This is a genomic window from Marinobacter sp. PE14 (assembly GCF_053566155.1).
Window position 1 is genome coordinate 785,616 of sequence record NZ_JBQXNY010000001.1, and the last position, 14,171, is coordinate 799,786.

Consider the following 14,171-nt stretch of genomic DNA (forward strand, 5'->3'; position numbering starts at 1 on the left):
GGTTGAGCCGATCTGCAATCAGTTGTTTCAAATGGAAGGTCCTAACTCTCACTGATTTGGAATAACAAAAACGGAGTATAGATGACGGAGATGCATCGACAGCCCCAGCCAGAATCCGATGACGAGATCAGTCTAGTAGATTTGATCTCAACGTTTCTTAAGCATCGGAGGGTGTTTTACATTGTATTCATCTCTGTACTATCGCTAGGGCTTCTTTACGCCTTTTTTATGCCGCAGAAATACGATTACGTCAGCCTCGTCAAGCTTGCTGAGAAGGATGCTGGCACTCCTATCGAGAAGCCAATTACTGTGATTGCGACTTTGGAAAATCGCTGGCTTCCAGAGTATCAGTCCGTTTATTACGCGGAACACAATGAAGTCATGCCGTTTGAGGTTCGCTTTGAAAACCCGGAGAGTACGGCTTTGATTCGAGTGTCTTCAGAGGCATCAGTTGGCCAGTCTGATGCGGTGGAAAACGCCCATGTGCAATTAATAGAAGAGCTCGAGCAAGCACAATCGGCTGCCGTGTCGAGCTTGAAACAGAATCTTAAGGGGCGGATTGAATCGCTGTCGGGGATGGTTGAGGTGCTTGAGGGTTACGAGGATGCCGGCGTAGCAATCGCCGCAGCAGTTGAAAAACGTTTGTCTCTCGAGGCGACGTTGGACTCGATTCTGCCAATGGAGGTTCTTGCTTCAAGCCGAAAAAAATCAGAGCCCAATGGGCCTGCGCGAAGCTTGATAATTGCTTTGGCCGGCATGCTTGGTTTGATGGGGGGAGTCTTTCTTAGTTTTTTCGTAGAGTTCGCGAGCCTTGTAAAGGCCAGAGTGACTGATTCGTAGGCGATTCCCTTGCATTTCCGATGCTTTAACAATTCTTTACCTCAGTAAGTCCCTGAAACCGCATCTGTCAGACTTTTTGTCACTTGCTTGTCACAGGCGATCCCGTAGAATCGTCACGCTTCTGAAACAGAACATTCATCTACCGACAAGGAAATAGTTGGGATTCAGTTGTTCCCATTCGTATTGCCGTTTCCCTGTCACCTTTCAGATAATCTTATTCTATGACCTTAAAACACTGGGCCCTGGTCGGTGGGGCGGTAGCGTGCTTAAGCAGTTCTCTCCTTTCTGCGGCGCCCTGGCTTGAGCCGGGGGATTCGCGGGCCAGGTTTGCCGCTCAGAAGTTGGCCGATCGTGGCCATATGGACCGTACTGTTAGCACCTGGCCACTGATGTGGAGTGCGGTTCACAGTGGTGTTCAGCCCAGTGTGAGTTCGGATCAAGCGTCTGTGGGTGCCGCCGCGGCTTATCTGCGTTTCGAGCAGGAACAGCAGGCACAGCCGGGCTTTCGCGGTGAGTTCAGTCTGTATGGCAGCAGCGAGATTCCCGGTATCCGGGGGTTTGATCAGAATTCCCTGGCGAAGGCCGAAACCGCAATCGACCTTCAATGGCAGGGCGAAGTCTGGGCCCTTGGGCTCAACCCCGCCTATGCCCATAACCCTGATGATGATGACGAGCTGCGCCTGGATGGCTCCTATCTTGCGGCAACGGCGGGCAACTGGGTATTTGGTGCCGGCGCCATTGACCGCTGGTGGGGCCCCGGCTGGCAGTCCAGCCTGATTTATTCGAACAACGCCCGTCCGATGCCGGCGCTTTGGGTTAATCGCAACAACACCTACGCCTTTGAAACTCCCTGGTTGAGCTGGATCGGCCCCTGGCAGTTCACAACGCTTGCCGGTCAATATGAAAGTGATCGCGCAGTTCCCGATGCCAAACTCATTGGCATGCGCTTCACCTTTCGCCCCATTGATGGCCTGGATATCGGTCTCTCCCGCGCGATCATGTTTGGCGGAGAAGGGCGGCCGGAAGGCGCGTCTACCATTTGGAACGCCCTGATAGGCCGTGATAACGGGCAGCTTGAGGAAAACGACCCTGGCAACCAGCTTGCAGGCATCGACGCGCGCTACGGATTCGCGATTGGTGAACAATCCATGGGCTTATACGGCCAGATGATGGGTGAGGACGAAGCCGGCGCCTTCCCGGCCCGAAAATCCTGGCTGCTGGGCGCAGACTGGACCACTCAGCTGTTCGAAGCCGACCAGCAATGGTTTATTGAGTACACCAATACCCTGGCTGACGATTTCCTGGGTGAATCCATGCCCAACATTACTTACGAACATTCCCGTTACCGTTCCGGCTACCGCTATTACGGCCGCAGCATGGGTGCCAGCTTTGATGGTGACGCCGAAGCCGTTACTCTCGGGGCCTTCAACTTCTTCGACAACGGGACGAATCTCAGTGCTAAAGTCAGTTTCGCACGGCTCAACAAAGAGGGCGGTATTAGCATTGTGGTGCCGAACGACGATATCTTTTATGCCGTGCCCGACGTTGATCAGAATGTAACCATCCTCGATGTAGGCTACGGAACGCGATTGCTTAGCGGCTGGCTGGACCTGAACCTCCAGGCCACCGACAAAAAAATTCAGTACCTGGGTGGCGAGAAAGACCAATGGTCTCTCGGCGCGACCTGGACTTACCGTTTTTAAACTGATTGAACCAAAACGCCGGATCTCTAATTGTGAAGCTTAAGAATCTCTTACTCCCCCTGGCCATGCTGCTCCCCGTAGCAGCAACCGCCCAGTCCATCAGCCAGTCCCAGATCGAACAGTTCCAAAGCCTGCCCCGGGCCCAGCAGGAAGCGCTGGCCAGGCAGTACGGTGTCGATCTGGACGAGATACAATCCTCGGGGCAGCGCAATCAGCGCCCTCGAGACGTTCAGGTAGTAGAGCCGGTTGCAAGTATTACGGACGAGGAGAGGGGTCGGGCGAGTAGAGATAGAGAAGAGGAGGAGAATGAGCAGGAAGCTGCGGATAAAAACGGAGGCCTGAAACCATTCGGCTATGACCTCTTCAGAGGCAGCCCAACCACGTTCGCCCCGGTGACAGAGATCCCTGTTCCTTCCGAGTACACACTCGGCCCGGGTGACGTATTGCGAATCCAGCTTTGGGGTAAGGAAAACCAGAGTCTGGACCTGCCCATCAGCCGGGATGGCACCATCAGCTTCCCCCAGTCCGGCCCCATGAGCGTAGCAGGGCTAAGCTTTGATGAAGCGCGGCAGCAAATCCGCAAGCAGGTATCTGAGCAATACATTGGTGTCCAGGCCAGTGTCTCCCTGGGCGAACTGCGCAGCATGCGGGTGTTCGTGCTTGGGGAGGCCCGTAACCCCGGTTCCTATTCAGTCAGTTCTCTCTCTACCATTACCAATGCCTTGTACGTCTCTGGTGGCATCAAACAAACCGGCTCCTTGCGGAACCTTCAACACAAACGCGACGGCAAGCTTGTGGGCACGCTGGATCTTTATGAGTTACTGCTCGAGGGTGACAGTTCCAACGATAACCGCCTGCAGCCGGGCGACGTAATCTTTATCCCACCGGTGGGCAAGCGCGCTGGCATTGATGGTGAAGTATACCGCCCCGCATTGTACGAGCTAAAAAACGAAAACACTCTGGCGGACCTCGTTGGCATGGCCGGTGGCCTTACCTCGCAGGCCTATCCCCAGCGCATAAATATAGAGCGGACTAACGAAGATTTTCTCAGGATCATCGCTGAGGCCGATTACACAGTTGCCAAAGGAAAGAAAGCAAGAATCCAGGCCGGTGACAGAGTGAATATTCCGTCAATCTCCGATATCACTGGTCAATACGTTGAGATCGCCGGTGCGGTCACGCGCCCGGGCCGTTTTGCCTGGATGCCCGGTATGCGGGTGAGTTCAGTTATCAGGAATATTGATGCGGATCTGACCCCCATGGCTGACAAGCGTTACGCGGCTATTGTTCGCACCGACAAATCCACTGATACGATTTCAGTGCTGAACCTGAGGTTGAGAAAAGCCGTCCAAAATCCGGGTAGTGAGTTCGATTTCCAGCTGGAGGAAAAAGATAAGCTGCTGATCTTCTCCGATGCTGGAAAAGTGGAGCGCGAAGAGGAGCTTCCCGAGAAGAGCGACGAGATCGAGGATGAAGAACGGCGCGAGTTCACTCGTGAACGTCTTTTTGAACCAGTGATTCGTCGCTTGAAGAGCCAAGCAACACCTTCATCGCCACAAAGGACCATTCAGATAACAGGGCCCGTTCGATATCCTGGTGAATATCCCCTACCAGCCTCCAGGCAGCTTGCGGATGCAGTTTTCGTAGCCGGAGGTTTGAAGGACTCGGCATCGCTCTCCAATGCAGAAGTGGCGCGTTACACCACCGATGACGATGGCATCGGCAAGACCAAGATCCTCAACGTGAATCTGGCCGATGCCATGGACAGTAATGGCACCCTTGTCCTCCAGAGTCGCGACCGGATATTGATCAAATCTATCCCGGAGTTCGCGAAAACTAGCACTATTGAGCTGAAAGGTGAGGTACGTTACCCGGGCGAATACACATTCCGGGATGGGGAGACCCTGAAACAAGTGATTGAACGTGCTGGCGGCCTTACTGACAACGCCTTCCCGAGAGGCGCGGTATTTACCCGGGCCAAGCTGCGTCAGTTGGAAGCACAGCGACTGCGTGAGGCGGAAGAGCGCCTGCAAGGAGATCTCCTCGGTGTTCAGCTTGAAGGCGATGGGCTGAGTGGCCAGAGTGCTGACCGGGCGCAGCAGGTTGAGGAACTGCTTGAAGATGTTCAAAGCAGCCGCCCGGTTGGCCGCATGGTGGTTGACCTTGAGGCGGTTGTGAGCGACGAGGGCTATCAGGCGATCCGCCTTCAGGACGGCGATACGTTGACCGTTCCAACGATTCCCCAGTCAGTCACCGTATTCGGAGAGGTGCAATTCCCCACCAGCCACCTGCACCAGGCCGGCCTGACCGTGGATGACTACCTTGATCGGTCCGGCGGGCCGACGCGCCAGGCCGATAAGAGCAGGGTGTACGTTGTGAAGGCAGACGGGTCGGTAATGCTTCCTGAGAAAAGCCGATGGTTCGGAAGCCGGAGCCAGCAGTTGGAACCGGGGGATACGATTATCATGCCGATTGACGTAGACCGTCTGAATCAGCTTGAACTTTGGTCCAATGTTAGCCAAATCGTTTACCAGATGGCTCTTGGTGCTGCAGCAGTGGGGAATTTGTAATGTCTGGCTATGAAAGAATAAAAGAGGCACCCGAGGCACGGCCGCGCGGAGATGATGAAATCGACCTTCGCGTCGTCTTTACAACGCTTTGGGCAGGTAAGTGGTTAATCCTCGGGGTTACTCTGGTCTTTGCAGTTGCAGGCATTGCCTATGCTCTTTACAAACCCAACATATATCAGTCCAGCGTTTTGCTGGCACCTGCGAATGAGGAAGGGTCTTTAAGCGGTATCAGCGGTCAGCTGAGTGGTTTGGCCAGCCTCGCTGGCATAAACATTGGTAGTGGCAGTTCAAACCAGACAGTGATTGCAAAAGAGGTATTGCAATCGAGGGCGTTTCTTACTGATTTTGTAAAGCGTCACAAGCTTGAAGTACCTCTGCTCGGTACCTTGGGCTGGAGTGAAACCAGTAAATCCTGGATCTACGACAGAGATGTGTACGATCCTGACACCGACCAGTGGCTCGCAGATGAATCAGGAAAAACGTTCAAGCCCAGTGACTGGGAGCTTGTGAAAGTCTTTAAAGAGGAGCATATCGGTGTCAGCGAAAATAAAGATAATGGAATGATCACCTTAAAAGTGAGAAGTCTATCTCCGGTAGCTTCGCAGCAATGGGCTGAGTGGCTGGTTGCGGATATCAATGAGCACATGCGTCGCAAAGATGTCGCTGAATCGAACGCGAGGATTTCCTATCTCGAAGACAAATTGAATGATACGAACGTTGCTGGAATGCAGCAGGTGTTTTACCAGTTGATCGAGAGTGAAACCCGCACGGTGATGTTGGCAAATGCTCAGAAAGAATATGTATTTGAGACCGTCGATCCTCCCGTTATTCCCGAAGAGAAGAGTGAGCCAAAACGCGGTCTGATTGTTGTGCTTTCGGTGATGTTAGGGGCGATGTTGGGCGTCGTTATGGTTTTTGCGTATTTTTTTGTAGCGAATGGACCAAGACAGACGGTTAGAGAGACCGATCAGCACGCATGAGGATCCGTCTGCTCAATCTGAGCCTTAGGGCTTTGACATTAGCTGTAAAGTTCGTTTTTATTCTGTCGTTGGCCGTGTTTCTACCACCCGAAAAAGTCGGACTGTACGGCCTGATTACAGTCACAGTTTTTTATTCCATTTACTTTGTAGGTTTCGAGTTTTATGCATACAGTACCCGCGACATGGTCGCGAGGCCAAAGTCCGAGTGGTCGGGTCTACTGACTAGTCAATTGGCCTTCTTTTGCCTGATGTATCTTGTCGTCCTGCCAGCCTCTAGCATTCTTTTTGTGATGGGAATGCTCCCCTGGGCAGTGATGGCGTCTTTCGTCTTTCTGATCGTTCTGGAGCATCTTTCAACCGAATTGATGCGGCTGCTGGTTGCAATTGAAAAGCCCTTATTGGCAACTCTGATCATCTTTATAAAGCAGGCACTTTGGGCGATATGCTTCACATTCGCCATGTGGCTGGACCCGGAATTCAGAAATATTTCTGATCTGCTGCTGTTCTGGATTATAGGTACTTTCAGCAGCATACTTATTGGCGTGTGGCCACTGTTGAAGCTCGATTGGACGGGGGCATTCTCCAGGCTAGATTGGCGTTGGGTAAGAACCGGGGTGATCATTGCGGTCCCCTTGCTCTTGTCTTCAGTTGCCGTCAGGTCTTTGTTTACTTTCGATCGCTATGCTTTCGAGGCGCTGAACGGGTTAGCGCTCCTGGGGGCGTACAGTGTCTACATGGGAGTTGCCTCCGCGATGCTCTCTTTTATGGAGTCAGGTGTCTTTGTTTTCTATTACCCGAGAATGATGAAGGCGTACAAAGAGAAAAATCTTGGAGAGTTTCAGGTGTCGTACCGAAAGTTGGCAAGGCAGTCGGTCTTATGGCTTGCGGTTTTGACGGCCGGTGCCGGGCTGGCGGGAATTACAGTTTTTCCTCTCCTTGAGGAAAGAGTCTACGCTGAAAACCTTCCTTTATTCGCAGCAGTGATCGTTGCAATGGCCATTTTTATCATTGGCTATGTATTTCAGTATGGGCTCTACACTACGACAAGGGATGGCAGCATCATTGCCGCAAACGTTACAGGTTTAATAGTTGCGGCACTGACACTATTCCTACTGGCTTCGCACTCTGAATATTGGGCTGTCACTGTTGCAATGCTTGTTGGGAGTGCTACTGCAACAGCCCTGAAATATTGGAAATGGCTCGCTACGCGCAGAGAACTTCTGCTCGCATAAAGCTTGCTTCTGGAATCTCGGAATTGGATCCTTATTATGATGAAAGAAACTGTCTTGGTAACCGGCGCTGATGGGTTTATCGGGTCTCACCTTACTGAACTTCTTGTTCGAGAAGGCTATAAAGTAAAGGCTTTATCTCAATATAACTCCTTCAATTACTGGGGTTGGCTTGAGAATATCGATTGCTTGGACCAGATAGAGGTGCTTAACGGTGATGTTCGTGACCCACATTACTGCAAGCATATCACCAAGGGTGTAGATATTGTTTACCATCTGGCCGCATTGATTGCGATTCCCTACTCATATGTAGCACCGGATAGTTATGTAGATACTAACATTAAAGGAACACTGAATATTTGCCAGGCAGCGCTTGAAAATGGTGTGAAGCGAGTGATTCACACCTCCACCAGTGAAGTGTATGGCACTGCCCAGTATGTTCCGATTGATGAGAAACACCCGGTTCAGCCTCAGTCTCCCTACAGTGCATCCAAAATCGCCGCTGATGCGATGGCGATGAGTTTCTACAATGCGTTTGACCTGCCGCTGACTGTCGCCCGCCCATTTAACACCTATGGTCCGCGGCAATCCGCCAGAGCGGTGATTCCCACTATTATTACCCAGATTGCTGCTGGCCAGAAGTCAATCAAGCTCGGCGATGTGTCGCCCACCAGGGATTTCAATTATGTGGAAGACACCTGCCGGGGCTTTCTGGCGCTGGCGAACTCTGAGAAAACAATCGGTGAAACGGTTAACATTGCCTCGAACTTCGAGATTTCGGTCGGCGATACCCTGAAGCTGATTCGCGAGATTATGCAAAGCGATGTCGAATTCATTACCGATGAACAGCGAATTCGCCCGGGAAAATCGGAGGTGTTCCGTCTGTGGGGAGAGAACGCCAAGATCCGAAATCTGACCGGCTTTACCCCCGAGCATTCAATTGAGGAGGGTTTGAGGAAAACCGTAGAGTGGTTTACAAACCCGGACAATCTGAAGCACTACAAGGCTGGAATTTATAATGTCTGAAGTGTCGGTAAATCGGCTTGTTGAATTCGTGAAGAACCACTACGGAACCAACGAATTCATTCCGCTGCACGCGCCGGTGTTCAAGGGAAGCGAGCAGGCTTATGTTGCCAGCACAATCGATTCGACATTTGTTTCCAGTGTTGGGGAGTTTGTCAATCGCTTTGAGCAGGATATGGCTGCTTACACTGGCACAGAAGCAGCGGTCGCTACAGTAAATGGAACCGCAGCACTCCACGTGAGCCTCCGATTGGCTGGCGTTTCACCGGGAGACCTTGTAATTACTCAGGCACTGACCTTCGTCGCCACGTGTAACGCCATACGCTACTGCGATGCAGAACCACTGTTCATAGATGTGGATGAGGCGACTCTCGGGCTCAGTCCTGCTGCTCTAGAAAGCTGGCTGGAACACTTCGCCAGCAAGAATGAGTCGGAGGAGTGCATTGTTCGGGCGTCCGGCAGGAAGATTTCCGCATGCATGCCCATGCACACCTTCGGCCACCCGGCTGACCTCGCCGGACTGGTGCGCGTGTGCGAAGAATGGGGCATTCCCTTGGTTGAGGATGCTGCAGAATCGCTGGGAAGCTTTTACCAGGGCCGTCACACCGGCTCCTTCGGTAAACTGGCAGCGGTGAGCTTTAACGGAAACAAGATCATTACTACCGGTGGTGGTGGCATGATTCTCTGTGATGCGGAAACAGGCCGGCGAGCTAAGCATCTCACGACAACCGCCAAAAAGCCGCACCCCTATGAATATGTTCATGATGAGGTAGGTTTTAACTATCGGTTGCCCAACATCAATGCTGCGTTGGGTGTTGCCCAAATGGAGCAATTACCGGAGTTTTTGGCTGAGAAGAGGGCCCTGGCAGGGGAGTATAGACAGCTCCTCAAAGACACCGAGTTTCAGTTTGTAGACGAGCCGGATGGATGCAGGAGCAACTTCTGGTTGAACGCGGTGCTCTGTCCGGACCAGTCATCAAGAGATCACCTGCTTGAGCTTACTAATGCCAGCAACGTAATGACCCGCCCAGTCTGGCAACTCATGTGCGACCTTCCAATGTACGCCCATTGCACTCGGGGAGATCTGCGCACCTCAAGGAGCATCGCCGAGCGCCTGGTTAATCTTCCCAGCAGCGTCAAGCCGGTTCAGAAATGAAAAAGATCGCAGTATTCACCGGAACCCGGGCAGAGTATGGCTTGCTGTACCCCTTACTCAGAAAACTGGAGCAGCAATCAGAGCTGCACTTGCAGTTGATCGTAAGCGGTATGCACCTCTCACCTCAGTTTGGAGAGACCTGGCGAACGATAGAGGACGATGGGTTTACTATTGATGCCAAGATAGAAATGTTGCTGGCATCTGACACCAGCTGTGGCGTTGCCAAATCTATGGGTGTCGGGGTCCTTGGGTTTGCAGATGCGTTGGAGCGACTCCAGCCTGACTGCCTGGTGATTCTGGGTGATCGCTATGAAGCGCTTGCAATTGCGCAAGTGGCTGCGGTGATGCGCGTTCCAATTGCTCACCTCCATGGGGGCGAGCTAACGGAGGGCGCGTATGATGACCCGATCCGGCATGCGATTACCAAGCTGTCTCATTTTCATTTTGCCGCTTCCGAAGAGTACAGGCTACGGGTCATTCAGATGGGCGAGGACCCCGCGCACGTTTGGAACGTAGGAGCATTGGGAATTGAGAATATCTGCACGGTCCCGCGTGTTCCGTTGAACACCATTAACCAGAAATTTCAGACTGATCTCAAACAGCCGTTTTTCCTCGTGACGTATCATCCGGTAACTGCGGGGAATGAGGATAGCGAAGATACCTTCAGAAACCTCTTGTCAGCCCTTGACGAATTTCCGGATCATCAGGTTTTGCTCACCTATCCCAATTCCGACAATGGCGGGCACCGTTTGATTCAGATGCTCGAACAATTCGCTACTGCGCACCCCGACAGAGTGTTCGCGGTACCCTCGCTTGGTATGCAGTGCTACCTGAGCGCGGTTGACCTTAGCGACGGTGTGATCGGAAATTCTTCCAGTGGTGTCATTGAGGTTCCCTCTCTCAAAAGACCCACGGTGAATATTGGTGTGCGTCAAAAAGGAAGGCTTGCAGCAGACTCAGTCATTCATTCTGGAACATCTCGAGATAGCATTATCGGGGCTATCCGTCAGGCACTTTCACCTTCAGCCAAGAAGACTTCAGAGACTTGCGAGAATCCCTATGGCAGTGGTGATACTTCGACGAGGATTGTCGATGTTCTGAAAAGTCAGCGGGCCACTGGGGCGAAACGCTTTCATGACATTTCCTGGGCCCATGAGGAATGATTTGAATGGTAAGAGTAATTGCAGAAGCAGGAGTTAACCACAACGGCGATCGCGACATGGCCTTTCAGCTGGTCAAAGTGGCAGCAGATTCAGGTGCCGATGCCGTAAAATTCCAGACCTTCAACGCGGAACGATTGGCCGCCCTTACGGCGCCAAAGGCGAAATATCAGCAAGCGACCACGGATGCGCTCGAAAGCCAGTTCGCTATGCTGAAAAAACTGGAATTGCCAACCGAGTGGCATTTCGAGCTCCAGCGCTACGCACGGGAACTGGATATAACATTTATATCAACGGCCTTTGATCTCCAGAGCCTGGCTTTTCTGCAAACACTGGACCTTCCCTATTACAAGATCCCTTCTGGGGAGATTACCAATGGTCCGCTATTGCTGGCTTTTGCCCAAACTGGCAAGGAACTGATCATTTCTACAGGCATGGCGACGCTGAGCGAAATTGAGCAGGCGCTTGCCATCGTCGCATTTGGCTATGCTCACGAAGAAGAGCCGGAAGGCCTTGAGCAGGTGTGGCGCTTCTGGAGCAATCCGGAGGTTCAGGCGTCTCTGCAAGGCAAGGTTTCGTTGCTTCATTGTACTTCGCAATACCCCACGCCGATGGAGGAAGTAAACCTCAAAGCAATGGGGACTCTCGCAAACGCTTTCGGTTTGCCTGTTGGCTACTCTGACCACACGCAGGGCCTGGTTGTACCTACAGCTGCCGTAGCACTCGGAGCAACCATTATTGAGAAGCACTTCACGCTGGACCGCACATTGCCAGGCCCGGATCACAGGGCTTCTCTTGAGCCGGATGAGCTTTGCGATTTGGTGCGCACCGTACGAGATGTTGAGCGGGCCCTCGGTAACGGTATTAAGAAACCGCAGCCCAGCGAGTGGGATACCCGCGAGGCAGCACGGCAGCAGGTGATTTTTTGCGAGCCAGTTAGAAAAGGCGAAAAAATCGAGCGAGGCGCATTATCCACGGCCCGCTGTGGACGAGGGGTTTCTCCGATGGGGCTTTGGGATATGGTGGGCAAAGTTGCCTCAGAATCCCACTCAGAGGGAGATGTGCCAGAGTGACCCAAATGTTGGCAGCCGACCTCACGTCGAGAGATTGTATTTTAATCGGGGCGGGCGGGCATGCGAAGGTTGTTCGGGAACTGGCTGAACTGTGCGGTGCCAATATTCTCGGCGTCTGCGATCCGAAGTTTCAGGGAGCATGCAACGAGATCTGGAATGGTTTGAAGGCTCTCGGAGGGGATGAATATCTGTCCGAGGTAAACCCTCAAAAAGTTCTGTTACTCAATGGAATTGGGATGATGCCAGGAAGCCGCATTCGTCAGGGAGTGTTCGAGCGGTTTACAGCAATGGGCTTTCACTTCCCATCCCTCGTCCATCCTTTTGCCTGGCTGTCTCACGACGCTTCCCTGGGCGATGGCGTTCAGCTTATGGCGGGATGTGTTGTACAGCCGGGCGCACGTGTCGGAGTTAATACGATCATTAACACCCGCAGTTCCGTCGACCATGATTCCTGTCTAGGGGAGCATTGCCACCTGGCTCCCGGCGCTACCCTTTGTGGCGATGTAAGTGTTGGTGCCGGTAGCTTTATTGGTGCCGGCGCAACGATTACCCACGGAGTGACCGTGGCGCCAAGAACATTTATCAAAGCCGGGTCTTTGACAGCCAAAGACGTTATTTAAGCACCGCAACACCAACATTATTTTGCAAACGGATTACTTGACACATGAAAAAGTGGCAGAACATTCTAATTCAGCCGAATTTACCGCTCGAAGACGCCATTGCCGTTCTCGATAGAGGCGGACTTCGAATCGCTTTGATAGTGGATGAGGCTGAGCGGCTAAAGGGTACTCTGACCGATGGGGATATCCGTCGCGCCCTGTTAAAGCATGTGCGGCTGGATGCGCCTGTTAGCGAGGTAATGTGTTCGACGCCTCACGTTGCAGAGATAGGTTGGTCTAAAGAGAAAATTCTCGCCGTAATGGAAGACTTAGAATTGCTCCAGATCCCATTGCTAGACCAAGAACATCGTGTGGTCGGTCTAGAAACATTGCACGGATTGATGGAGAGACGAACGGTTGCCAATCCGGTATTCCTAATGGCGGGCGGTTTTGGGACGCGCCTGAGGCCTCTGACTAATGAATGCCCGAAACCCCTTCTCAAGGTCGGTGATAAGCCAATTCTGGAACTTATTCTTGAAAGCTTGGCTAACGCAGGATTTTATCGCTTTTTCATCTCCACCCATTATCTACCTGAAATGATACGAGATCATTTCGGCGATGGTTCCCAGTGGGGCGTTAATATAGAGTACGTTCATGAAGAGGATCCACTTGGGACAGGAGGTGCTTTGGGCTTGTTGCCGAAGCATGAGGTTGATCTCCCGTTAATCATGATGAATGGTGATTTACTCACAAGCGTAAATTACCGAGGCCTCCTCGACTTTCACGTAGAACATAACAGCGTGGCGACAATGTGCGTACGGGAGTATGAGCACCAAGTCCCATACGGTGTTGTGCAGACAGATGGTAGCTATATCCGGAGCATGGAGGAGAAGCCCGTTCAGAAGTGCTTTATCAACGCTGGCATTTACGTGGTTTCCCCTGAACTATTAAAGCAAGTCAATCCAGGAGAGCGGGTCGATATGCCGACACTTCTCGAAAAACAGATGGCTGCTGGAAAAAAGGTATCCATGTTCCCGGTACATGAATATTGGTTGGATATAGGAAGGATGGACGACTTCAGACGGGCGCAGAAAGAAGTGGATCGCTTATGAGATTGGCTGTGATTCCAGCAAGAGGGGGTAGTAAACGTCTTCCCGGCAAGAATATTAAATTACTTGGTGGAAAGCCTCTTATACAATGGACCATTGATGCTGCCGTAGAGAGTAAGGTATTTGATCGAGTTTGCGTCAGTACTGATAGCGAAGAAATAGCAAACATCGCTTTGCGCTCTGGTGCCGAAGTGCCGTTCATGCGCCCGGCAGAGTTCGCCTCAGATACATCGACGACAGCGGGCGCACTCGCCAATTTTATCGATGTCTTTGAGAAGACAGAGGGATGTACGGTCAATTATGTATGTCTATTGCAACCTACCTCGCCATTGCGGACAGCTGGGGATATTATTAATTCAGAGAGGCTTTTGACATCAGAAAACTTAGATGCCGTAGTTTCGGTGTGTGAAATGGAGCATCCGATTCAATTGTGTAACACGCTTCCACCTGACCATTCTCTAACCGGTTTCGTTAAATCTATTGACATTAAGAGATCCCAAGAGCTTGATATTTACTATCGCTTGAACGGAGCAATTTATTTTTGTAAATCCTCCGTGGCTAAGCAGCTAGGCAAGATATATAGTGAAGGCATAAAGTCGAAGGCTTATATCATGAAGTCTATAAACTCAATAGATATTGATACAGAGCTCGACTTTCAGTTAGCTGAAGTGATAGCTAACAATTTCTCTAAGAAATAGATTTAGCTATTGCAATGAAAGATGCTGTTTC

The 14,171-nt window shown here is 51.8% G+C and carries 12 protein-coding genes; all 12 read left to right on the forward strand.

Annotated elements, in window-relative coordinates:
• Window positions 1–81: 81 nt before the first annotated feature.
• The 12 genes from ACWJ62_RS03780 to ACWJ62_RS03835 all read left to right on the forward strand — a co-directional run bounded on the left by ACWJ62_RS03780 (window position 82) and on the right by ACWJ62_RS03835 (window position 14,140).
• Window positions 82–840, forward strand: coding sequence for a Wzz/FepE/Etk N-terminal domain-containing protein (locus ACWJ62_RS03780; RefSeq protein WP_449284981.1), 759 nt, complete (start codon window positions 82–84; stop codon window positions 838–840).
• 359 nt (window positions 841–1,199) lie between these two features.
• The gene (locus ACWJ62_RS03785; RefSeq protein ID WP_449284982.1) at window positions 1,200–2,543 is read left to right on the forward strand and encodes a capsule assembly Wzi family protein; all 1,344 of its coding nucleotides are present in this window, start codon (window positions 1,200–1,202) and stop codon (window positions 2,541–2,543) included.
• Between the two features lie 32 nt (window positions 2,544–2,575).
• The gene (locus ACWJ62_RS03790; protein ID WP_449284983.1) at window positions 2,576–5,113 is read left to right on the forward strand and encodes an SLBB domain-containing protein; all 2,538 of its coding nucleotides are present in this window, start codon (window positions 2,576–2,578) and stop codon (window positions 5,111–5,113) included.
• Window positions 5,113–6,093, forward strand: a complete 981-nt coding sequence (locus ACWJ62_RS03795) for a Wzz/FepE/Etk N-terminal domain-containing protein (RefSeq protein WP_449284984.1) — start codon at window positions 5,113–5,115, stop codon at window positions 6,091–6,093. Before ACWJ62_RS03790 ends, ACWJ62_RS03795 begins: the two co-directional genes overlap by 1 nt.
• Window positions 6,090–7,325, forward strand: a complete 1,236-nt coding sequence (locus ACWJ62_RS03800) for a lipopolysaccharide biosynthesis protein (protein WP_449284985.1) — start codon at window positions 6,090–6,092, stop codon at window positions 7,323–7,325. The genes ACWJ62_RS03795 and ACWJ62_RS03800 overlap by 4 nt, the downstream gene beginning before the upstream one ends.
• A 36-nt stretch (window positions 7,326–7,361) precedes the next feature.
• Window positions 7,362–8,348 (forward strand): NAD-dependent 4,6-dehydratase LegB, encoded by a 987-nt coding sequence (locus tag ACWJ62_RS03805; protein WP_449284986.1) that lies wholly within the window; start codon window positions 7,362–7,364, stop codon window positions 8,346–8,348.
• Complete coding sequence (locus tag ACWJ62_RS03810) at window positions 8,341–9,501, forward strand: LegC family aminotransferase (RefSeq protein ID WP_449284987.1); 1,161 nt, start codon at window positions 8,341–8,343, stop codon at window positions 9,499–9,501. Before ACWJ62_RS03805 ends, ACWJ62_RS03810 begins: the two co-directional genes overlap by 8 nt.
• The gene (neuC, locus tag ACWJ62_RS03815; RefSeq protein WP_449284988.1) at window positions 9,498–10,664 is read left to right on the forward strand and encodes a UDP-N-acetylglucosamine 2-epimerase; all 1,167 of its coding nucleotides are present in this window, start codon (window positions 9,498–9,500) and stop codon (window positions 10,662–10,664) included. The genes ACWJ62_RS03810 and neuC overlap by 4 nt, the downstream gene beginning before the upstream one ends.
• A gap of 5 nt (window positions 10,665–10,669) precedes the next feature.
• On the forward strand, window positions 10,670–11,734 hold the full coding sequence (neuB, locus tag ACWJ62_RS03820) for an N-acetylneuraminate synthase (protein WP_449284989.1): 1,065 nt from the start codon (window positions 10,670–10,672) through the stop codon (window positions 11,732–11,734).
• A 5-nt stretch (window positions 11,735–11,739) separates the two neighbouring features.
• Complete coding sequence (locus tag ACWJ62_RS03825; RefSeq protein ID WP_449284990.1) at window positions 11,740–12,354, forward strand: acetyltransferase; 615 nt, start codon at window positions 11,740–11,742, stop codon at window positions 12,352–12,354.
• A gap of 44 nt (window positions 12,355–12,398) precedes the next feature.
• Window positions 12,399–13,445 carry a nucleotidyltransferase family protein gene (locus ACWJ62_RS03830; protein ID WP_449284991.1) on the forward strand — a complete coding sequence of 349 codons (1,047 nt, stop codon included), beginning with the start codon at window positions 12,399–12,401 and terminating at the stop codon, window positions 13,443–13,445.
• Window positions 13,442–14,140 carry an acylneuraminate cytidylyltransferase family protein gene (locus tag ACWJ62_RS03835; RefSeq protein WP_449284992.1) on the forward strand — a complete coding sequence of 233 codons (699 nt, stop codon included), beginning with the start codon at window positions 13,442–13,444 and terminating at the stop codon, window positions 14,138–14,140. Before ACWJ62_RS03830 ends, ACWJ62_RS03835 begins: the two co-directional genes overlap by 4 nt.
• Window positions 14,141–14,171: the final 31 nt, after the last annotated feature.

Bases quoted from the DNA above. Each gene is read 5' to 3' on its own strand.
- ACWJ62_RS03835 (WP_449284992.1), top strand. From the start codon at position 13,442: ATGAGATTGGCTGTGATTCCAGCAAGAGGGGGTAGTAAACGTCTTCCC.
- ACWJ62_RS03795 (WP_449284984.1), top strand. From the start codon at position 5,113: ATGTCTGGCTATGAAAGAATAAAAGAGGCACCCGAGGCACGGCCGCGC.
- ACWJ62_RS03800 (WP_449284985.1), top strand. From the start codon at position 6,090: ATGAGGATCCGTCTGCTCAATCTGAGCCTTAGGGCTTTGACATTAGCT.
- neuC (WP_449284988.1), top strand. From the start codon at position 9,498: ATGAAAAAGATCGCAGTATTCACCGGAACCCGGGCAGAGTATGGCTTG.
- ACWJ62_RS03805 (WP_449284986.1), top strand. From the start codon at position 7,362: ATGATGAAAGAAACTGTCTTGGTAACCGGCGCTGATGGGTTTATCGGG.
- ACWJ62_RS03780 (WP_449284981.1), top strand. From the start codon at position 82: ATGACGGAGATGCATCGACAGCCCCAGCCAGAATCCGATGACGAGATC.
- ACWJ62_RS03785 (WP_449284982.1), top strand. From the start codon at position 1,200: ATGGACCGTACTGTTAGCACCTGGCCACTGATGTGGAGTGCGGTTCAC.
- ACWJ62_RS03825 (WP_449284990.1), top strand. From the start codon at position 11,740: ATGTTGGCAGCCGACCTCACGTCGAGAGATTGTATTTTAATCGGGGCG.
- ACWJ62_RS03830 (WP_449284991.1), top strand. From the start codon at position 12,399: ATGAAAAAGTGGCAGAACATTCTAATTCAGCCGAATTTACCGCTCGAA.
- neuB (WP_449284989.1), top strand. From the start codon at position 10,670: ATGGTAAGAGTAATTGCAGAAGCAGGAGTTAACCACAACGGCGATCGC.
- ACWJ62_RS03810 (WP_449284987.1), top strand. From the start codon at position 8,341: ATGTCTGAAGTGTCGGTAAATCGGCTTGTTGAATTCGTGAAGAACCAC.